At 70.0% G+C, this 19845-nt stretch carries 25 protein-coding genes; 18 read left to right on the top strand and 7 right to left on the bottom strand.

Going from position 1 to position 19845, the window contains the following annotated elements; all coding sequences use genetic code 11:
* Nucleotides 1–35 precede the first annotated feature (35 nt).
* On the bottom strand, nucleotides 36–467 hold the full coding sequence (locus F3J15_RS10830; protein WP_039371315.1) for a CBS domain-containing protein: 432 nt from the start codon (nucleotides 465–467) through the stop codon (nucleotides 36–38).
* 79 nt (nucleotides 468–546) lie between these two features.
* Complete coding sequence (locus F3J15_RS10825) at nucleotides 547–801, bottom strand: hypothetical protein (protein ID WP_089434103.1); 255 nt, start codon at nucleotides 799–801, stop codon at nucleotides 547–549.
* Between the two features lie 164 nt (nucleotides 802–965).
* On the opposite strand from F3J15_RS10825, the gene F3J15_RS10820 reads away from it, so the two are divergent.
* From F3J15_RS10820 to F3J15_RS10745, 16 genes are all read left to right on the top strand, one after another.
* Nucleotides 966–1283 (top strand): hypothetical protein, encoded by a 318-nt coding sequence (locus F3J15_RS10820; RefSeq protein ID WP_166890831.1) that lies wholly within the window; start codon nucleotides 966–968, stop codon nucleotides 1281–1283.
* A gap of 149 nt (nucleotides 1284–1432) precedes the next feature.
* Nucleotides 1433–1660: a hypothetical protein gene (locus tag F3J15_RS10815; protein ID WP_166890647.1), complete on the top strand. Its 228-nt coding sequence runs from the start codon at nucleotides 1433–1435 to the stop codon at nucleotides 1658–1660.
* Entirely contained in the window at nucleotides 1657–1968 is a 312-nt protein-coding gene (locus F3J15_RS10810; RefSeq protein WP_069250010.1) for a hypothetical protein, read from the top strand. The genes F3J15_RS10815 and F3J15_RS10810 overlap by 4 nt, the downstream gene beginning before the upstream one ends.
* Nucleotides 1969–1993: 25 nt before the next feature.
* Nucleotides 1994–2299: a hypothetical protein gene (locus tag F3J15_RS10805; RefSeq protein ID WP_166890644.1), complete on the top strand. Its 306-nt coding sequence runs from the start codon at nucleotides 1994–1996 to the stop codon at nucleotides 2297–2299.
* 112 nt (nucleotides 2300–2411) lie between these two features.
* Nucleotides 2412–2921 (top strand): DUF892 family protein, encoded by a 510-nt coding sequence (locus F3J15_RS10800; protein ID WP_166890642.1) that lies wholly within the window; start codon nucleotides 2412–2414, stop codon nucleotides 2919–2921.
* Nucleotides 2922–3326: 405 nt separating this feature from the next.
* Nucleotides 3327–3515: a DUF3008 family protein gene (locus F3J15_RS10795; RefSeq protein WP_069250317.1), complete on the top strand. Its 189-nt coding sequence runs from the start codon at nucleotides 3327–3329 to the stop codon at nucleotides 3513–3515.
* Nucleotides 3516–3561: 46 nt separating this feature from the next.
* Entirely contained in the window at nucleotides 3562–3723 is a 162-nt protein-coding gene (locus tag F3J15_RS10790) for a DUF1328 family protein (protein ID WP_006767422.1), read from the top strand.
* Nucleotides 3720–4106, top strand: coding sequence for a DUF3022 domain-containing protein (locus F3J15_RS10785; RefSeq protein ID WP_166890639.1), 387 nt, complete (start codon nucleotides 3720–3722; stop codon nucleotides 4104–4106). Before F3J15_RS10790 ends, F3J15_RS10785 begins: the two co-directional genes overlap by 4 nt.
* 93 nt (nucleotides 4107–4199) lie before the next feature.
* On the top strand, nucleotides 4200–6344 hold the full coding sequence (gene katE / locus F3J15_RS10780; RefSeq protein WP_166890636.1) for a catalase HPII: 2145 nt from the start codon (nucleotides 4200–4202) through the stop codon (nucleotides 6342–6344).
* Between the two features lie 12 nt (nucleotides 6345–6356).
* On the top strand, nucleotides 6357–6860 hold the full coding sequence (locus tag F3J15_RS10775; protein ID WP_069250016.1) for a YetF domain-containing protein: 504 nt from the start codon (nucleotides 6357–6359) through the stop codon (nucleotides 6858–6860).
* Nucleotides 6861–6899: 39 nt separating this feature from the next.
* Nucleotides 6900–7904 carry a Ku protein gene (locus F3J15_RS10770; RefSeq protein WP_166890633.1) on the top strand — a complete coding sequence of 335 codons (1005 nt, stop codon included), beginning with the start codon at nucleotides 6900–6902 and terminating at the stop codon, nucleotides 7902–7904.
* A 24-nt stretch (nucleotides 7905–7928) separates the two neighbouring features.
* Nucleotides 7929–10676, top strand: a complete 2748-nt coding sequence (ligD, locus tag F3J15_RS10765) for a DNA ligase D (RefSeq protein ID WP_166890630.1) — start codon at nucleotides 7929–7931, stop codon at nucleotides 10674–10676.
* 36 nt (nucleotides 10677–10712) lie between these two features.
* Nucleotides 10713–10859, top strand: coding sequence for a hypothetical protein (locus tag F3J15_RS10760; RefSeq protein WP_166890627.1), 147 nt, complete (start codon nucleotides 10713–10715; stop codon nucleotides 10857–10859).
* Nucleotides 10856–11272, top strand: a complete 417-nt coding sequence (locus F3J15_RS10755; RefSeq protein ID WP_166890625.1) for a hypothetical protein — start codon at nucleotides 10856–10858, stop codon at nucleotides 11270–11272. The genes F3J15_RS10760 and F3J15_RS10755 overlap by 4 nt, the downstream gene beginning before the upstream one ends.
* A 69-nt stretch (nucleotides 11273–11341) precedes the next feature.
* The gene (locus tag F3J15_RS10750) at nucleotides 11342–11707 is read left to right on the top strand and encodes a DUF3022 domain-containing protein (protein ID WP_166890621.1); all 366 of its coding nucleotides are present in this window, start codon (nucleotides 11342–11344) and stop codon (nucleotides 11705–11707) included.
* A gap of 201 nt (nucleotides 11708–11908) precedes the next feature.
* Nucleotides 11909–12457, top strand: a complete 549-nt coding sequence (locus tag F3J15_RS10745; RefSeq protein ID WP_069250318.1) for a type 1 glutamine amidotransferase domain-containing protein — start codon at nucleotides 11909–11911, stop codon at nucleotides 12455–12457.
* Nucleotides 12458–12592: 135 nt separating this feature from the next.
* Here F3J15_RS10745 and F3J15_RS10740 read toward each other — a convergent pair whose 3' ends face one another.
* A complete protein-coding gene (locus F3J15_RS10740; RefSeq protein WP_166890618.1) occupies nucleotides 12593–13840 on the bottom strand; it encodes a phosphatidylserine decarboxylase family protein in 1248 nt (415 codons plus the stop codon).
* A gap of 110 nt (nucleotides 13841–13950) precedes the next feature.
* On the opposite strand from F3J15_RS10740, the gene F3J15_RS10735 reads away from it, so the two are divergent.
* Nucleotides 13951–14196, top strand: coding sequence for a hypothetical protein (locus tag F3J15_RS10735; protein WP_166890615.1), 246 nt, complete (start codon nucleotides 13951–13953; stop codon nucleotides 14194–14196).
* Between the two features lie 187 nt (nucleotides 14197–14383).
* On the opposite strand, the gene F3J15_RS10730 is transcribed toward F3J15_RS10735, so the two are convergent.
* From F3J15_RS10730 to F3J15_RS10720, 3 genes are read right to left on the bottom strand one after another with little or no spacing between them, the layout of a single operon-like run.
* Complete coding sequence (locus F3J15_RS10730; RefSeq protein ID WP_166890612.1) at nucleotides 14384–15193, bottom strand: endonuclease/exonuclease/phosphatase family protein; 810 nt, start codon at nucleotides 15191–15193, stop codon at nucleotides 14384–14386.
* A complete protein-coding gene (locus F3J15_RS10725; RefSeq protein ID WP_166890609.1) occupies nucleotides 15184–17382 on the bottom strand; it encodes a VTT domain-containing protein in 2199 nt (732 codons plus the stop codon). Before F3J15_RS10725 ends, F3J15_RS10730 begins: the two co-directional genes overlap by 10 nt.
* A complete protein-coding gene (locus F3J15_RS10720) occupies nucleotides 17379–17717 on the bottom strand; it encodes a hypothetical protein (RefSeq protein ID WP_166890607.1) in 339 nt (112 codons plus the stop codon). Before F3J15_RS10720 ends, F3J15_RS10725 begins: the two co-directional genes overlap by 4 nt.
* Before the next feature lie 312 nt (nucleotides 17718–18029).
* On the opposite strand from F3J15_RS10720, the gene F3J15_RS10715 reads away from it, so the two are divergent.
* A complete protein-coding gene (locus tag F3J15_RS10715; RefSeq protein ID WP_166890604.1) occupies nucleotides 18030–18269 on the top strand; it encodes a DUF6566 family protein in 240 nt (79 codons plus the stop codon).
* A gap of 301 nt (nucleotides 18270–18570) precedes the next feature.
* On the opposite strand, the gene F3J15_RS10710 is transcribed toward F3J15_RS10715, so the two are convergent.
* Nucleotides 18571–19845 (bottom strand): cytochrome c (locus F3J15_RS10710; protein ID WP_166890601.1); only part of this gene is annotated, 1275 nt, incomplete at its 5' end.

Here is a 19845-nt window from a genome sequence, read left to right as displayed (position 1 = left end):
CGCGGGGTGGTCGGGACGGGGCAGGGATCGCTCCGTCACGTCTGCTTCGGTTGCGACACGCCTTCGAGCGTGTTCGCGAGATCGTCCCGCTCGGGGCCGGCCATGCGTGTCGCGATATCCGCGAGCGACAGCATGCCGACCAGCCGCTTGTCGTGATCGACGACCGGCAGGCGGCGCAGTTGCGCGTCCGCCATGTAGTGCTGGATCTCGTCCAGCGAATCGTCGTCGAAACACCATTCGATCGGTCCCGACGCGACTTCGTGAATGCGCGTCTCCGGCGGCTTGCCGGCCGAAATCGCGCGCACCGCGAGATCCCGGTCCGTCACCATCCCGATCAGCCGGTTGTTGTCGCACACGGGCAGGGCGCCGACGTCGTAGCGCTCCATCAGTTGCGCGGCATGACGGATCGAGTCGGTCGGTGCGATGTGCACGACGTCCTGCGACATGATTTCGTTGACGCGATGCATGAAATTCTCCTCACGAGTTCGGTAGTGCATTGGATCGAAATGGGCGGGACGGAATCAGCAAGCCACGTGCCGTGGGCGCTCACGCGTCGCCGCGTTCGCGCTTGTCCTGCCACGGCCCCTCGTCGTGCGTGCCGGGCGGCGTGTCCGGCTCGATGCGCGTGACGCCGCCGGTCGCGGGCGGGTCGCTCGCGGGAAACGTGTCCTCGAGCTGCTTGTCGATATGGCGTTCCGAGTGGCGCGTCCGCGCGCGGTCGCGGTGCTTGAGCGGCGGCGACGGATCGGGTTGCCGTTCGTGTGCCGGCGCGTCGTGGCCGGTCCGGGTCGAATCCTTCATCGCGAGCCTCCGTGTCGATGCCGATGGCGTGTCCCATTCGCAACGGCCATGCCCGGTATGCGCCGAGATGCGCCGGACGCGAGCGGCACGCGACTTGCCGTGATGACGACGAAAGCGCGTGGCGCAACCGGTGCCGGCCGCGCACCCATCGAGCGGGAGGTACGATAACGATTCCGAAACGACGACCGGGCGTGCGCTACGAGGTCAACGTCTGCGGCGGCGGATTCGATTCGTTGAAGAGCCATTTCAACGAATGGAAGCATGAACCGCTGATCTACCGGCCCGAGCGCCGGATGTTCGAAGGCAAGGCCGACGTGAAGCCGCTCGGCGGCGAGACGTTCGGCTCGACCGAGCCGGCGCGGTTCGCGCTGCAGCGTGCGTGCGAGCCGTCCGATTCGTATGCGCTCGCCGCGCAGGTGCGCGATGACGGCCGCTTACGACGCGTAGCCGCGCCGTTGCAAGATTTGCAGCGGACGGTGTAGCGAAGGCACGGCAGGCCGTTCGCGGCGCCCGCGTGCGCATCGCGGCGGCTAGGCGGACGACGTGGACGACGGCATGCGGCTTGCGCACCCTGGGCAGGCGAAGGTCGCGCCCGCTGCCGACCCGCCGACCCCGCAATGAAGGAGTGCCGATGACACATGACGCAGCGCAGTGGTTGCAGCGGCCCGAACCGCCGCTATCCGACATCGGGCCGGATCCGGACCCGCCCGATCCCGACGATTTGCCGCCCGACCTGCCCGAGCCGTACCGGGAGCCCGAGGGCGACCCACCGGGGCATGCACCGCCCGAGCGCGAGCCGCCCGTGCATACGCCGCCGATGGGTGCGGTAACGCGAACGCGCGACGAGGTATCCCCATGAGCATCCGTGTGAAACCCGGCGTGTTGCGCGACATCGCCGAAACGCTTGGCCGCCATTTCGAGGCGCGCGCGATGCCGTTCCATATCGAGGAAGCGCCGCTCGATGCGTTGCATATCGGCTTTCGCGTCGACGGCCATCCGGCGTCGCTGACCGTGGCGTTCGACGCCGACGCATTCGCCGCGCTCGAGCAGGCCGGCATCGAATCGCAGCGCCGCGCGCTCACGCGCGTCGCGGTGGAGTTCGACGAGATGATGGCGCGCCGCGCCCCGACCGCCTACGCCGGCGATTTCCGTTTCAACCGGCTATGAGACGTCGATCACAGGGAGGATTTCGATGAACCTGATCCAGACGATACGCATGGGCATCCTTGCGTTCGCCGCCGCGTGCGCGCTGGGTGCATGCACGCAACCGGCGAACGGCCCCTACGGTACCCGCGGTGCGCCACCCGACAGCCGTGAGGCACAGTCGACCACGACGACGCCCGACGCGAATGCGCGTGGCGATACGCGCCCGGCGCCGGGCACCCTGATGCCGCAGGGCGCGGCCGGCGGCGAATCGGCCGACGGGCCGTCCACCGGCGCGAACGATGTGCAGGGCGCCCGGCCGCTGCCGGGCACGCCGCCGCTGATGCAGTATTGACCCGGCACCGGGACGTCACCCACGGTGCGTGCGCGGGATCGCGTGCGCCGAGCAACGCGCCGTCCAGTGCGGCGCACGGCATGCCGCCGCGCGATGCGGCCGGAGGAAACCGATGGCGAATCCGCGCGAACACCTGGAAGACTGGCTGCGCGATGCCTATGCGATGGAGCGGCAGGCGGAAATGCTGCTCGCCGCGCAACTGAAACGGCTCGATCACTATCCGCAGTTGCAGGACCGGCTGCGCCTGCATCTCGACGACACGCTCGGCCACCAGGCGCTCGTCGAAGCGTGCCTGATGCGGCTCGGTACGACGCCGTCCGCGATCAAGGACCTCGCCGCGCGGATCACCGCGTACGGCCGGATCGCGAGCGGCATGCTGGCCGTCGACGAAGTGGTGAAGGGGGCGTTGGCCGGTTATGCGTTCGCGCAGGTCGAGATCGCCGCGTATACCGCGCTCGTCGCCGCGGCGCAGGCGGCCGGCGAAGCGGAGATTGGCGCGTGCTGCGAACGGATCCTGCACCAGGAGCGCAGCGTGGCCGCTTGGCTGCTGAGTCACCTGCCGGCACTGACGACCGCCTTTCTCGATCGTTCGGCCGTCGATCGCATCGATGCGAAGCGATGACGGCCGACGATCCGGCATGCTTCCCGGCTCGCGGAACGCGTGTCCAAAACTTGCCGCCGGCTTGTAAATAAGCGGCTCCCGCCTGCGGCGACACGCGGGGCGAACCCGCAACGAACGCGCTTCGACGAGCTGGCATGCTCGATGCATGACGCATGCAGACGGTCAACTGTGAACGAACCGCCGGGCGGCTTTCGAAGCTGTGTTCGGCGGTGCCGCGCGGCCCAGGCATCGTTCTTGCGCGTTGCACCGCGACGCAGGATCGCCAGGCGATGACGATTTCGCCGGCCGGCCCGTGGCGTCGCGACGCGGCGTGACAGCCGGGCGATTCGACCGCGCTCACCCGCGTTCAACCGCGTGCGTGCCACCGCTTGCCGCGATGCACGCACCCACGAGAGGAGCACGACCATGCCAGCAAAATCGCAGGCCCAGCAACGCGCCGCCGGGGCCGCCCTGTCGGCCAAGCGCGGCGAGACGAAAATGAAGGACCTCAAACCGCCTTCGAAGTCGATGGCCAAATCGATGAGCGAAAAAGAGCTCGAGAAAATGGCCTCCACGCCGGTCCACGGCAAACCGAAACACAAGCACGACGCCTGATCGACGCCGACGCGGGTCGGCGACCGCTGTCATCCAGGAGGGTTCCATGCTTCGATACGCCATCATCTTCTTCATCATCGCGATCATCGCGGCCGTGTTCGGTTTCGGCGGCATCGCAGCCGGCGCGGCGGAGATCGCGAAGATCCTGTTCTACATCTTCGTGGTGATCTTCCTGGTCACGCTGCTGCTGGGCGTGGTCCGACGATGAGCGTCACGCCCGACCGGTCGCAGCGCATCTCGGAACTCGAGCATGCGCTCGCGAACGGTTTCCCGTCGGAATCGACCGTCGTCGTGCATGCGGACGACGCGTCCGGGCGGCTGACCATCCAGGTGTCGTGGGTGCGCGTGCCGGCCGACGCAAGCGCGCGCGACTGGCGTTGCGCGGTCGACCTGCGGTTCGATCCGGACGTGATCACGCGCTATGCGTCGCTTGACGCGGCCGACCGGCTGCGCGTGCGCACGCATCTGTGCGACGGCGCGCGGCGCGCGGTGGACGCGCGCAAGCCGCGCGTCGACGATGCGGCGATCGAGTGCAACGTGGCGCTCGACGTGACGCGCGCCGAACTCGACGCGGCGTTGCGCGCGCCCTGAGGCCACTGCCGGCCGGCGGGTGCGGTCGCGCCCGGCCGCGCCGGTTTTCCTGCTGTCCCCGCCACGTGCGCGCCGCAGCAACGCGGCGCGTGCATGGCGGATACCCATCCAAACGCCACGAGGACCCGATCGATGACCCATTCCCCCTCTTCCGGCAAGACACCGCCCGCCCAGCCACAGGACAGCGCGAAATCGCGCCAGCTCGACGAGCACCGTTCGCGGCCCGACCACGAGGCACTGCGCACCAACCAGGGCGTGCGGATCGCCGACAACCAGAACACGTTGCGGGGTGGCCCGCGCGGCCCGTCGCTGCTCGAAGACTTCATCATGCGCGAGAAGATCACGCATTTCGATCACGAGCGCATTCCGGAGCGCGTGGTGCACGCGCGCGGCTCGGCCGCGCACGGCGTGTTTCGCGTGTACGAGCCGATGGCCGACTACACGAAGGCCGCCTTCCTGCAGGACCCAGCCGCCGAAACGCCGGTGTACGTGCGTTTCTCGACGGTACAGGGGCCGCGCGGCTCGGCCGATACCGTGCGCGACGTGCGTGGCTTCGCGGTGAAGTTCTATACCGAAGAGGGTAACTACGATCTCGTCGGCAACAACATGCCGGTGTTCTTCATCCAGGATGCGATCAAGTTTCCCGATTTCGTGCATGCGGTGAAGCCCGAGGCGCCGAACGAGATGCCGACCGGCGCGTCCGCGCACGACACGTTCTGGGATTTCGTGTCGCTGGTGCCGGAAACCACCCACACGGTGCTGTGGCTGATGTCCGACCGCGCGCTGCCCGCGAGCTTCCGCGCGATGGACGGCTTCGGCGTGCACACGTTCCGCTTCGTGAACGCGGCCGGCGCCGAGCGTTTCGTGAAGTTCCACTGGCGGCCCGTGAGCGGCGCGTATTCGCTGCTGTGGGACGAGGCGCAGCGGATTGCCGGCCACGATCCGGACTTCAACCGGCGCGACTTGTGGATGGCGATCGAGCGCGGCGACTATCCGGAGTTCGAACTCTGCGTGCAGATGATCGATCCGGCCGACGCCGGGAAGTTCGACTTCGACCTGCTCGACCCGACCAAGCTGGTGCCGGAAGAGCTGGTGCCGGTGCGTCCCATCGGCCGGATGACGTTGAACCGCAATCCCGACAACTTCTTCGCGGAAACCGAGCAGGTCGCGTTTCATCCGGGGCACGTGGTGCCGGGCATCGACTTCACGAACGATCCGCTGCTGCAGGGGCGGCTGTTCTCGTACACCGATACGCAATTGAGCCGGCTCGGCGGCCCGAACTTTCACGAGATCCCGATCAACCGCCCGGTGTGCCCGTTCGCGAACAACCAGCGCGATGCGATGCACCGGCAGACGATCAACGTCGGGCAGGCGTCGTACGAACCGAATTCGACGAGCGGCGGCTGGCCGCGCGAGACGCCGCCCGCGCCGGCCGGCGGCGGCTTCGAGACCGTGCACGAGCCGCTCGAAGGCGACAAGGTGCGCGTGCGCAGCGAGACGTTCGCCGATCATTTCTCGCAGCCCGCGCTGTTCTACCAGAGCATGACCGAGATCGAGCAGCGGCATATCCGCGACGCATACTGCTTCGAGCTCGGCAAGGTGACGCAGCCGCACATTCGCGAGCGGGTGGTCAACGACATCATCGCCCGCTTCGACGCAGGGCTGGCCGCGCAGGTGGCCGAACGGCTCGGGCTGCCCGCGCCGCACGGAGGCGCGACGCCGGCGGTCGCGCAGCGTTCGCCCGCGCTGAGCCTGATCGGCCGCGCGAAGCCCGGCATCCGGTCGCGCAAGATCGCGCTGATCGCGACCGCCGGGACGAGCGAGGCGCTCGTCCAGCAGGTGCGCGATGCGCTGCAGGCCGCGCACGCGGTGCCGACGATCGTCGCGCCGACGCTGGCGCCGATCGGCAGCATCGTGCCGCAGGCGACGCTGGCCGGCATGCCGTCGGTGATGTTCGATGCGGTGTTCGTGTGCGGCGGCGACGGCGACGGCCGCGATCTCGCGCACAGCGCCGACGCGCGGCATTTCGTGCGCGAAGCGTTCAAGCACCTGAAGCCGATCGCGGCCGTCGGGTCGGGGCGGCAATTGCTGAGCGCCGCCCACTTGCCGGACCCGGCCGAAGGGGTGTGCGTCGGGCAGGCCGTCGATCTCGGCGCAGTCCTGAACGACCTGTCCGACCACCTCGGCCGTCATCGCGTCTGGGCACGCGAGCAGCAGGCCGCCGAGTTGCCGGCCTAGCGCCACGCGATCATGGACGTCGTCGTCGCACTGTTCGGACAGGGCCGGATGCTCGGCCCCGGGCAGATGGTACTGCGGGCGATCGTCGTGTTCGTGATCGCACTGGTGCTGATCCGCATCGCCGGGCGGCGTGCGTTCGGCCAGCGTTCGCCGGTCGACTACGTGGTCGGCATCCTGCTCGGCGCGATCCTGAGCCGCGCGGTGGTCGGTGCGTCGCCGTTCGTGGCGACGGTGGCCGCGTCGCTCGCGATCGCGCTGCTGCATCGCGTGATCGGCTGGGCCTGCGTGCGCTCGAGCCGGCTCGAGCGGCTGCTGGTCGGCGCGGAGCGCGAGGTGTATCGCAACGGCCGCTTCGACGACGCGCAGATGCGCGCGGCCCTGATCACGCCGACGGACGTGCGCGAAAGCGTGCGTCAGGCGCTCGGCGCGGACGACTTGTCGGACGTCGACGCGGCGATCCTGGAGCGCAACGGCCACGTCAGCATCGTGCGGCGCAGCCGTTGCCGAAGGCCCTGACGGCCGTGCACGGCGACGGACGCCGCAAGGAGGACATCGATGACACGCATGATCTGGAAAGGTGCGATCAGCTTCGGGCTCGTTCACGTGCCCGTGCAGCTGTTCCCGGCCACGCGCACCGTGAAGCCGTCGTTCCGGCTGCTCGACAAGCGCTCGATGGACCCGGTCGGTTATCGGCAGGTCAACAAGCGCACCGGCAAGGAAGTCACGCGCGAGGACATCGTGCGCGGCTACGAGTACGAGAAGGAGCGCTATGTCGTGCTGACCGACGACGAGATCCGCGCGGCGAACCCCGAGTCGACGCAGACCGTCGACATCGTCACGTTCGTCGACGAGGACGCCGTGTCGTTCCTGTATCTCGACACGCCGTACTACCTCGTGCCGGACCGCAAGGGCGAGAAGGTCTATGCGCTGCTGCGCGACGCGCTGAAAGACAGCGGCAAGATCGGCATCGCGCACGTCGTGATGCGCGACCGCCAGCATCTCGGCGCGCTGATTCCGGTCGGGCCGCTGCTCGCGCTCGATACGCTGCGCTGGCAGGAGGAACTGCGGCCGCTCGACGAACTGTCGGTGCCCGCCGACGACGCGAAGCGCGCCGGCGTCAGTGCGCGCGAACTTGCGATGGCGAAGAAGCTGATCGAGGACATGTCGGGCTCCTGGACGCCCGACGAGTATCACGACACGTTCCGCGACGACATCCTCGAACTGGTCGAGCGCAAAGTGCGCGCGGGCCGCATCGAGGAAATCGAGGACCGGCCCCCGCAGACGGCGCGCACGGCGACCAACGTGGTCGATCTCACCGAGCTGCTCAAGCGCAGCCTGAAGGGCGGCGGTGCGCGTGCCGCACGCACGGACGACGACGAGGAGGCCCAGGAGCCGTCGCATGCGACGGGCACGCGGCGCAAGCCGGCGGCGAAAACGTCCGCGAAAGGCACGGCGAAGACGTCGGCGAATACACCGGCGAAGCGTGCGGCCGCGAAGCGCGGCGCGACCGGCACGCACGCGGCGAAGAAGACCACCGCGCGCCGCAAGCACGCCGCGTGACGGCGCGGGAAGGAGGGTGACGCGATGGCCGGCAAGCTCGAACCCTATCGCCGCAAGCGCCGCTTCGATGCGACGCCGGAACCCGAGGGAGCGCACGGACGGCGGCGCGCGCACGCGGATGCGGACGCGAGCGTGCAGAAGGCGCATAAAGCGCGACCCTCCGCGCGCACCGCCCGGCCGCTGCGCTTCGTGATCCAGGAGCATCACGCACGGCGGCTGCACTACGACTTCCGTCTCGAGCTCGACGGCACGCTGAAGTCATGGGCGGTGCCGAAAGGGCCGAGCGTCGATCCGTCGGTGAAACGGCTGGCCGTGCACGTCGAGGATCATCCGCTCGAATATGCGTCGTTCGAAGGCGAGATCCCGGCCGGCCATTACGGCGCGGGCTCCGTCACCGTGTGGGACGAAGGCACCTGGACACCCGATGGCGGCATTGCCCGGGCACGCGACGGTTATCGTGCGGGCAAGCTGACGTTCCGGCTCGACGGCACGAAGCTGCACGGCGGCTGGGCGCTGGTGCGCAGCGGGCGGCAGCAGGGACGCCAGGAGCAATGGCTGCTGATCAAGGAACGCGACGACGAGGCGCGCGATGCGGCCAGCTTCGACGTCGTCGCGCAGCAGCCGGGCAGCGTGCATGACGGCCGGACAAAGGCGTCGCGCACGGCGCCTGCTCATCCGCCGCGTGACGGCGTGGCGCGCACGACGGAGGTCGATCCGTCGCAGGTGGAAGGCGCGGTGCATGCTGCGTTGCCCGACCGCGTGACGCCGCAACTCGCGACGCTCGTCGATGCACCGCCCGCTCACGACGACTGGCGCTACGAAGTGAAATTCGACGGTTACCGGATCCTTGCCCGGATCGCGGGTCGCGGTGCGCGTCGGCACGTCACGCTGATGACGCGCGAAGGTCGAGACTGGACCGCGAAACTGCGGATGCAGCGCGACGCGCTCGCGGCGCTCGATGTCGACAACGCGTGGCTCGACGGCGAGGCCGTCGTCCTGGGTGAGCACGGGCTGCCCGATTTCCAGGCCCTGCAGAACGCGCTCGGCGCGGGCCGTTCGGACGCGGTGACGCTGTTCGTGTTCGACCTGCCGTTTCTCGACGGATACGACCTGCGCGATGCGCCGCTCACCGCGCGGCGCGCGCTGCTCGAACCGTTGCTCGCCGGCAGCGATCCCGCGCGGCTGCGCTACTCGCCCGATCTCGGCGACGACGTCGCGTCGCTGATCGCGAGCGCGTGCGACACGGGGCTCGAAGGGTTGATCGGCAAGCGCGCGGATTCACGCTATCGCGGCGGCCGCTCGCCGGCATGGATCAAGCTGAAATGCCGGCGGCGCCAGGAGTTCGTGATCGGCGGCTATACCGAGCCGTCGGGCAGCCGGCACGGCTTCGGCGCGCTGCTGCTCGGCGTGTACGAACCGGCCGCGGGCGGCAAGCGGCCCAGGCGGCCGCACGCCGCTCCGCCGTTGCGCTATGTCGGCCGGGTCGGCACCGGGTTCGATACGCGTCTGCTCGACCGGCTCGCGGCGACCCTGCGCAAGCACGAACGCGGCACGACGCCGTTCGATCCGCCGCCGCGCGAACGGTCCCGCACGCGCGTCCACTGGGTCGAGCCGACGCTCGTCGCCGAATGCGAATTCGCGGAATGGACCAGCGACGGAATCGTGCGGCAGGCGGCGTTCATCGCGCTGCGCGAAGACAAGCCGGCGCGGCAGATCGTCCGCGAAGTGCCACGGCCAACCGAAACGGAGGCGACGATGAACGAATCCCGCACGGCGCACGACGCATCCTCGCATGCCCCGCATACCGATACGGCGCACGGCCGCAAGCACGGCGCGCGATCGTCCGCGTCTTCAGGCGACACGCAGGGTGCGGCCGTCGCCGATCAGGTCGGCCGCGTGCGCATCACGCATCCCGATCGGGTGCTCGATCCGCAAAGCGGCACGCGCAAGATCGACCTCGCGCACTACTGGCAATGGGTCGCGCCGTGGCTGCTGCCGGACCTGAAGGGCCGACCCGTGTCGCTCGTGCGCGCACCGGGCGACATCGCCGGCGAACTGTTCTTCCAGAAGCATGCCGAGCGCCGCGAGATCCCGTTCGTCACGCAGCACGAAGGGCTCGATCCCGGCCACGGGCCGCTGCTGTCGATCGACAGCGTCGATGCGCTGCTCGGTGCCGCGCAGATGGGCACTGTCGAGCTGCACACGTGGAACGCGCACGCGTCGAACATCGAGCGGCCGGACCGCATCGTGTTCGACCTCGATCCCGATCCGGCGCTGCCGTGGCGCGCGATGATCGACGCCGCGCAACTCGTGCGCGGGCTGCTCGACGAGCTGGGGCTCGCCTCGTTCTGCAAGACGAGCGGCGGCAAGGGGCTGCACGTCGTCGTGCCGCTCACGCGACATGCGGGCTGGGACGACGTGAAGGATTTCTCGCGCGCGGTGGCGCAGCACGTCGCGGGCGCGCTGCCCGACCGTTTCACCGCGACGATGGGGCCGCGCCACCGGCGCGGCAAGATCTTCGTCGACTACCTGCGCAACGGCCGCGGCGCGAGCACGATCGCCGCGTATTCGGTACGCGCGCGGCCCGGCATGGGCGTATCGGTGCCGCTCGACTGGGACGAGGTGCCCGACACGACGGGCGGGGCGCAATGGACGATCGACACGCTGCGCGAACGCCTCGATGCGTTGAAACGCGACCCGTGGGCAGGCTATGCGCGCGCGCGGCAGCGCATCACCGCGTCGATGCGCGCCCGGCTGGGCGCTGAAACGTGAATGCGTCATGGCCGATGCTGCGGCCCGTGATGCCTGTTGATCGGCGGCATCGCGGACATCCCGCGTGCGATCACGGATGTCGACACGACCGCCAGCACGCGTGCCGACGGCGGCATGGGCCTTGCTGAAAGGAAGGGGCAGGAATTTCCTTCACGTGATCTCTATCAGGGAGAAAACTCATGAAATCTGCATCCGAATCGAAATATGTCGCGCCGCGCGTGCTTGCGTGCGCGGCTGTCGCGATCATCGCGGCCGCGCCTGCCGCATGGGCGCAGAACTCGCAGCGCCCGGACGAGGGCACCGGTGCGCCGAATCCGTCGATGGACATGTCGACGCCGGGCACCAACGGCAATACGGCCGCGCCGCCTCCGCCTGCACCCATCCAGCGGCAGGGTGCGACACAAGGCTCGCGTTCGCACAGCGGATCGGCCGGCCACGTGAAGCCGGGCGGCGGCCCCAACGGCGCGGGTGCGGGCGGCAGCGGCACTGGCACCGGCAGCGGCACCGGTGCCGGTAGCGGCAGTTCGCCCGGGTCGACGGGCACGGGCGGTGGCGGCGCTGGCGGGGCGGGCAGCGCGGGCTCCAGCGGTTATTGACGGCGCCGTGCCGACGAGGGCGGCGGGGTTTCCCGGGACGGGCTCGCCGCCACGACACAGGAGGGCATCATGCGATCCAATTCCCGGAACGGGGTGGAGAACGACGAGATCGACGGCGACGCGATCGAGGCGGACGATCTCGATACGACGGTCCATGTCGACGTCGCGACGGGCAGGATCAAGTTCCACTCGACCTGGGCGCTGGCGGCCGATGCGCCGCCCGAGTACGCGCGGCATGCTGTCGAACTTGCGCTCGACAGCGACACGATGGAGCGGTATGCGGCGCTCGACGACGGCACGCGGATGCGCGTGCATGCGATTTTGCACGACACGGTGCAGGCGATGCTCGACCGTCTGCCCGATACCAATGAGAGCCTGACGCTCACGATCGAAGTGACCGACGCGATGCTGGACGCGGCGAGTCACCTGCAGTAGCGGGGTGAGCGACGCCGTCTCGCGGTTCGCAGGCGGCGGCCGCCGCCCGGACGGCATCGGCCCTTGCATGCCGGAAATCCGCGTGCCCGGCGCGCGAAATCGTTCCCCGATGGCGGGCGCGTCCCGTGGGCGGAAACGGCACGCCGCTTGCTGCGAGACCGGCGCGGCACGACGTGTGTCGCGTTACTGACGGAGGGCTTCATGAGCGGAAGGCTGGTTCATTGCAAGGTGGCGATCCTCGCGGTCGACGGCTTCGAGGAAGCCGAACTCGTCGAACCGCAGCGCGCGCTCGCGGCGGAAGGCGCGCAGGTCGACGTGATTTCGCAGAAGGGGGGCGAGATCCAGGGCTTCAGGCACGTCGAAAAGGGCAAGCGCGTGAAGGTCGACCGCACGTTCGACGATGCGCGCGAGGGCGATTACGACGCGGTCGTGCTGCCCGGCGGCGTCGTGAACGGCGACGCGATCCGGATGGTGCCGGCCGCGCGCGAGTTCGTGACGGCGGCCGTCGGCGCCGGCAAGCCGATCGCGGCGATCTGCCATGGTGGCTGGCTGCTCGTGTCCGCCGGCCTCGTGGAAGGCCGCACGATGACGAGCTGGCCGAGCCTTCAGGACGACATCCGTCATGCGGGCGGCAAGTGGGTCGACCAGGAGGTCGTCCGTGACGGCCCGTTCATCACCAGCCGCAAGCCTGACGACCTGCCCGCCTTCAACGGTGCGCTGATCGATTCCCTGGCGCCACGGGCGGCGTGAACTCGTGTCGGCCGCGCCATTCGACGGGTCATGCTGACCGACGATCCGCCGACGTTCCGCGGCATTACAAACCGTTGAAAACATTGCACCGATAGCCGGCGTGCGTCGAGCCTGCGAGCCCGACGCACGTGCGACTCACCGGGCGATCGCGACCGGTGAATTGACGTTCACGACGGCGGTGTCGTGGCCGAACGGCGGCGCAGGCACGAACCGGTCGATCACGCCGGCTTCGAACAGCAGGCAGCAGGTCGAGCCGCCGAACTGGAAATAACCGATCTCGTCGCCCTTGTCGACGCGCTGTCCCGGCACGACGTCGATCACGCAGGACGATACGTCGCCCATGCCGACGAACACGGCGGCCACGGTGCCGATGCCGGGATCGTCGCAGGCAATCGCGACCACGGCGCGCGTGGCGACCGCCGTCATGTACCCCTGCGAGTCGTTCAGTCCGGCCGGGTCGGGGCCTTCCGCCTCGACGATGGAGTAGTAGGTGCCATGGACCCGGTACGCATGCGTGACGACCCCGCGCACCGGCGCGTGCCAGCGATGGTAGTTGTACGCGCTGAGATACGCCTGGTACAGGTCCCCGCCGACGAAGCGCTCGGCGAGCGACAGCCGGGCCGGCGTGAAGATGTCGCGCAGCGAATACGGCTGCGCCTTGATCCAGAACCGGTCGCGCAGCTTCACGTTCGATTCGACGTGGTACGGCGCGGCCTCGCACGCGCTGACGATCACGTGCGGATCGTCGGGCGCCGCGACGGGGCGCGCGCCGTCGCGAAAGCGCCGCGTGAAGAAGTCGTTCCACGACGTGAAGCCCCCGTGCGGCTGGTCGTCGCGATACTGGAACTGCGATAGCCCGATGCGCGTGCGCGCCGCGTCGCAAAACCAGCCGTCGGGCGCCGACGTGTCGAGATGCGCGCGCGAATGCGGGCCGCCAAGGAAGCCGCACCACACGTTCAGCACGTTCTGCAGATGCGCGTTGACGGCGGCGTCGCGAAACAGCGCATGGCCCGACGGCATGCACATCGGCCAGTCGAGAAAGGCGTTGATCGGGCACACGATCAGGCTCGCGTCGCTGAACGGCGGCGTGTAGGTCATCAGGTGATCCAGGACGGTCATCAGCCCGTCGACCGACGTATAGCCGAGCTGGTGGCCCGATTCGACCGCTTCGTCGATCGCGCGGACCAGGCTCATACGCAGCACGGCATGGTCGTCGAACAGCCGCGCAAGTTCCTGCACGGCCGGCGTGCGCAGCCGCTCGCCGGCATGCGTGCGCGCGTCTGCGGCGATTTTTTCGCGAAATGCGGCCATGTGCGCTTCTTCGCGGGCCATCCATTCGCCGAGCCGATGGCGCTCGGGCGGCGGGTTGAGGTCGGTCGGCATCGTGGTCTCCAGGGCGATGATCGGTAACCGACGCAAGGAGCAATCCGCCTGCCCGGAGGGGGCACCGATCTTGCGGATCGGCTGTTGTTTGATTCCTACCGGAGAAAACCATGAGCGCGGCTTCAACTGGACGGCCGAAGACGAAGGCCGAATCGACGGGCGACGGGCGCGGTGGCGCGCAGCACACCGTGGCGCCCACGCGGACGCGCCACGCAACGGCGAAGTCGCGCGGCACACGGGCGGCCCGGGAGCAGGAAAAGGGGCGCGGGACGGTGACCGCGGGCAGCGGCGGTGAGACGGGCCAGCCGTTGTGGGAGGACGACGGCGGGGCGTTGCCGCCGGAAGAGTGGTCATAAGCGCAAACGCGGCCCTTCTGCGCGATGTGAGGGCACCGACGTGCGCAACAACGGCACGTGAAGTGCATCGTGTGTTCGTCATCGGCACACGGCACACGGCACACGGCGCACGTGCGCGTCATGACGCGTCATCCGTTCCCGCGAGTTTGCCGGTTCGCATGGGCACGCGCTGCCGTGCCGAAGCGGTTCATCGCAAATCGGGCGTGCGCATCGTGGCGCCCCTTTCCGCGTCAGACGGCAGCCGCATCCGCGCGACGAGCGGGTAGTGATCCGACGCATGCCGGGCACGCACGCTGCGGTGCACGACCACATCGACCAGCCATTCGCCCGGATGAATCCAGATCCGGTCCAGCGAGAACACCGGGCATACGGTCGGGAACGTGCGCGGCGCCGGCGCGCGCCGGAACCGCGTGACGAGCGCCTGCAGCGCACGCCCGCGCACGAACCATTCGTTGATGTCGCCGAGCAGGATCACCGGCATCGCGCCCGTGTCGAAGGCCGCGAGCAGCCGCTGCACCTGCGCGCCGCGCTCGCTCGCCGACAGGCCGAGGTGGGTCGCGACCACGCGCAGCGTGAGCGCGCCGCAATCGATGTCGGCGTCGAGCGCCCCGCGCGGTTCGCGCGAGTGAAACGACAGGTCGAGCGTGCGTGCCGCGCGGATCGGGCAGCGCGACAGCACCGCGTTGCCGTAGCGGCGCTCCGGCGTGTCGATCGTCGGGCCGGCCACCGCATGCATGCCGGTGGCGTCGTGCAGGTGTGCGAGCACATCGGGCGCGCGCGTGCCGCCGAGCGGGACTTCCTGCAGCGCGATCACGTCCGCGTCGAGTTCGTCGATCACGGCCGCGATCCGGTCGGCCGCGCGCGCCGGCCACGCGCCGTAGCCGCCGCGGATGTTGTACGTCGCGATCCGCAGGTCGCGTCCGCCCGGCGCGGCAGCCGGCGCGTCGTCGGTGGCGATGACTTGCGGCGGCGGCGCCGCACGCGTGCTCAGCGCCATCGTCGCAACACCCTGACGAGCAGCACCGACACGCCGACCAGCGCGAGGCCGATCGCCGCGAGCCACGCGAATGCGCCGGGCCGGGGATGGCTCAGCGCGGCCGTCAGCTGGTGCGCGAACGTGACGGTCAGCACGATGCCGGGCAGCATGCCGATCGCGGTGCCGACCAGGTAGTCGCGCAGGCCGATATGCGACGCGCCGGCGACGAGGTTCACGACGGTAAACGGCGCGATCGGCAACAGCCGCAGCACGGCCATCGCGAGCACGCCGCGCCGGCCGATGTGTTCGCTGAGCCGGTTCGCGCGTGCGCCGGCGAGCCGGCGCACCGCATCCCGCCCGAGCCAGCGGCCGATCCCGTAGTTCGCGGCCGCGGCCGCCATCGTGCCGACGGCCGCGTAAGCCACGCCCGGCCACGCGCCGAACACGAGCCCCGTCGCGGTGATCAGCAGCGTGACCGGCACCGCGAAGGTGGCCGCGACCACGTAGCCGGCCAGCAGCAGCGCAGGCGCGGCGGGCCGTTGCGCGAGCGTGGCCAGTGCATGCGCGAGCGACGCGACGTTCACCCGTTGGCCGAGCGGCGTGAAGCGCCATGCGAGCGCGAGCGCGGCGACCAGCAGCACGGCCAGGCCGAGCGCGAGAAACCGTGCGGTCAGCGGGCGATGGCGGTCGTGCGGCACGAATTCGCGGACGAACCGGTCGGGCTCGATCGGCTGCTCGGGGTCGAGCCACGCGCTGACCGGCACGAGTGCGTCGAGTTGCGGCGCGACGGCCGGGTCGAGCGTGCGCAGCGTGCGGCCCGGTTTCGCGCGCAGCCGGTCGAGCGCGGCGTTCGGCCGCTCGATGCACGCGAATGCATCGGCCACGGCCTCGGGCGTCGTGCCGAGATGTTCGGCCAGCAGCCGCTCGCGCAGGGCGGCGATCGCGGCGCGGATGCGCGCATCGCCGGCCGCGACGAGCGCGATGCAGCATTCGGTGTCGAGCAGCATCGAGCGGTTGTTCAGGTTCGCGCTGCCGATCACGAGGCATTCGTCGTCGGCGATCGCGAGCTTGCTGTGGACGTTCACGCACGCGTCGCCGAGCCCGTCGACGTGCGGATACAGCAGACGGTATCGGCCGAAGCGGTCCGCCGACACGAGCGCCGCGTGCAGCCGCGCGCGCAGCACGCCCATCGTCGCTTCCTGCAGCCAGCCGCTCTGCACGCGCGGCGCGACGACGGTCACGTCGGGCCCGTGCGTGTCGGCGAGGCGGGCGGACAACGTTTCGCGGACGACCGCCGCGGTGAAATACTGGTTTTCGACATACAGGTGCCGGCGCGCCGCACGGATCGTGTCCTCGACGAGCGCGCGCACCTGCCGCACCGGCTCGCGGCCGTCGTGGCGCGGCGCCGTGCAGGCGATGCCGAGCCGCACGTCGCGCACGTCCACGCGGGTGTCGGGCGGCCACGGATCGTCGTCGTCCGGCCGCTCGAGGTGGCGTTGCGCGCGGATCGCGATCGGGCGGCCGCACGCCTGCAGCCAGCGCGCACGCGCCTGCTCGCCGATCGCGGCCGCCGCGTCGCCGTCGAACATCGCCTGCACGTCGTGAAACGGCGCGTACGGCGCGCCGTGTTCGTCGTGGCGGCGCGGATCGCCGGCCGCGTGCGCAGGCGTGTCCCAGCGCGCGCGCGTCAGGTCGAGGCCGCCGACGAACGCGAGCCGGTCGTCGATCGCGACCAGCTTCTGGTGATGCGACGCGCCGCGGGGATGCGTGCCGTCGAGCCGGAACACGATGCCGCGATGGGCACGCCAGCCGGCGCGATACACGGGCGGCCAGTCGCGCTCCAGCGCGTAGATCATCGCGAAATCCCACGCGAGCACGTAGATGCGCAGGTTGTGCCGTCGGGCGGCAAGCGCGTGCAGGAACGCCGCGAGCGTGTCGGGGAGCGTGTCGTCGGGGCCGCCCGGCGCGAGCCGCATCCGGCTGTCGACGTCCCAGCCGACGATGAACACCGTATGGCGTGCGCGCAGCAGCGCGGCGCGCAGCGTCGAGAAGTACGCATCGCCGTCGACGAGCATCGTGAAGCGGTCCGCATGGCGGATCGTGTCGCAGTTGCGGCCGCGTTCGAGCAGGCCATGCCGCGGGATATCGCTCGCCTGCGTGGCGTCGATGGTCGTCTCGTCGGTGCGTGTCGTGCGTTCCGCCACGGTCATCGGATGCGGACGTCCCGGTTGCCGTCGAGCTGCTGCAGCGGCGTATCGCCGTGCGCATACGGTGCCCGGAGCCCGGGCGAATGCGCATCGAGCCGTACGCGTTTGGTGTGGTCGCCATCGCCGCGCGTGACGGCGACGTCGTCGATGCCTTGCGCGAGCGTCGCCGCCGCATGGGCGACGCGGATTCGCTCGAGGCACCCGCACTCGGCGTGATGACGCGCGCGCCACGCACGCGGCGTGGCGATCGGCTGGCCGGTGGCGAACCCCGCGCCGGACCGCATGCGGGTGGCAAGCCGGCGCGTCACGAGATAACCGGGCAAATGGGTCTGGGTCACGCGAAACTCCTTGACGGGGATTCGGGTTGACAGGTGCGGACGCAGGCGATGTTTCTCAGCGTCTCGCAGATGGCGTCGAACTCCGGGCGCTCGTGCGCGAGAAGGATACCGAAATGTGTTCGAGATGGCCGATCATGACGTGTCCTCCTTCCGGTGGGCACGAGCCGTGCCCGGCGGCGATTCGACGTGCACAAGGCACGCAAGCCGCGTGCCGGCCGGGAACGGCGCATGCGCAGAGGGCGGGGGCGCACACCGCGACAGGTGGCGTGCATTTTTTGCATCGACATCGCAGATATGGACAGGAGACCCACCGTGGAGCATCAACAGGACGCGCAGGTTCGCAACCCGTATCGTGGTCACGAGATTCTCGTCTGGGCACGGCTCGACGAACGCGGCGCATGGCGTGACGAGGTGCAGGTGTATGTCGACGGCGCACGCATCGAGTTGACCGTGCCGGCGCCGGCGGGCCGCGCGTGGTCGACCGAGCTCGACGCGCTGCGCGGCGGCATCGAGCGCGGCCGCGACCTGATCGACCGGCGCCTGGACGGCTAGGGCCTGTTCACGCTAATAACGGGCTTGCGAACGTGCCTTGCCGGTCGTAGTGCAAGGAGTGAGGAGCGCCGTTTGGCCGAGCCAAACGCCCCGAAGGAAGTCCCCTTGGGGGACAAGCGCCGATCGACGCCGCAATACGGCCGGCAAGGCACGTTCCCCTGTTCGGGAAAATTCATTCGTGGGGCTGGCCACCAGAAGTGCCCGTTATTAGCGTGAACAGGCCCTAGTGACCGGCATGGCGCTTGCGCGCCGCCCATCGCGTCAGCCCACCGTCACCGCACGGCGTCGCGTGCCCGGCCGCTCATCGGTGGATGGCCCCCCGCAACCGCCTGACGTCCTGCTCCGACACGGGGGCGGCACGATTGCCCCACCCGCCGCGCACATAGCTGACCACCGCTGCGATTTCGTTGCTGGTCAGCGTGTCGCGCATGGCCGGCATCCGCGTCAACGGGTCGTCCTTGCCCGGCGCCGGCCGTGCCCCTTCGACGACGATCCGGATCGTGCTGGTCGGATCGGCCGCGAGCACGACCGGATTGTCGGCGAGCGGCGGCCCGTGATCGCGCACGCCCTTGCCGTCCGCGCCGTGGCAGCGCGCACAGAATCCCGCATACACGCCGGCCCCCGGCGCCTGCTGGCCGCCTTCCGGGCGCGGGCCGGCCGCGGTCAGCCGCGCGGTGCCGACGCCGAGCGGGTTCGTCGCGGCGGTGGGTCGCGCCGGCAGCGATTTCAGGTAGACGGCGATCGCGTGACGATCGGCGTCGGTGAGCAACGCGGTGCTCTCGCCGACGACGGGCGCCATCGCGCCGAACACCGCGCCGCGTGCCGCATGGCCGCTGCGCAGGAACGTGGCGATGTCGTCGGCCGACCAGCGGCCGAGGCCGTCCGCTTCCGCGCCCGTCAGGTTCGGTGCGAACCAGTGGTCGTTGATGCCGCCGGTCAGGAACGCCGCACTGCGCTCGTCGTAGCCGCGCTCGTTGAAACCGGGGCCGCGCGGCGTATGACACGCGCCGCAGTGGCCGAGCCCCTGCACGAGATACGCGCCGCGATTCCATTCCGTCGATCGCGACGGCTGCGGCTCGAACCGGTCGCCGCGCGCGAATGCGACGCGCCACAGCGCGAGCGCCCAGCGCTGGTTGAACGGGAACGGCAGGCGGGTGGCCCGCACCGCGTTCGCGGACGGCGCGACACCGCGCATGAAATACGCATACAGCGCGCGCACGTCGTCGGCGCTCAGCCGCGCGAACGACGGGTACGGCATCGCCGGATAGAGCTGGCTGCCGTCCGCGCGCACGCCGCGCCGCAACGCGTCGTCGAATTGTTGCAGCGTGTAGTGGCCGATCCCGTGGGTCGGGTCCGGCGTGATGTTCGGCGCATAGATCGGCCCGAACGGCGAGTTCACCGGCTGGCCGCCTGCGTACGGCGTGTGGTCGGCCGCGTCGTGGCAGGCCGCGCAGTCACCGGCGTGCGCGAGGTAACGGCCGCGCGCGAGCGTCGCGGCGTCGGTGTCCGCGGCGGCGGCCTTGACGACCGGGCGGCGGGTTGCGGCATCCGACGGTGCCGCGAGCGGTGCGGATGC

The organism is Burkholderia sp. Ap-955 (genome assembly GCF_011753045.1).
GTDB classification, from domain to species: domain Bacteria; phylum Pseudomonadota; class Gammaproteobacteria; order Burkholderiales; family Burkholderiaceae; genus Burkholderia; species Burkholderia lata_D.
Note: the sequence above shows the minus strand (reverse complement) of the source record. Positions and strands in the feature narration are given on the sequence as shown.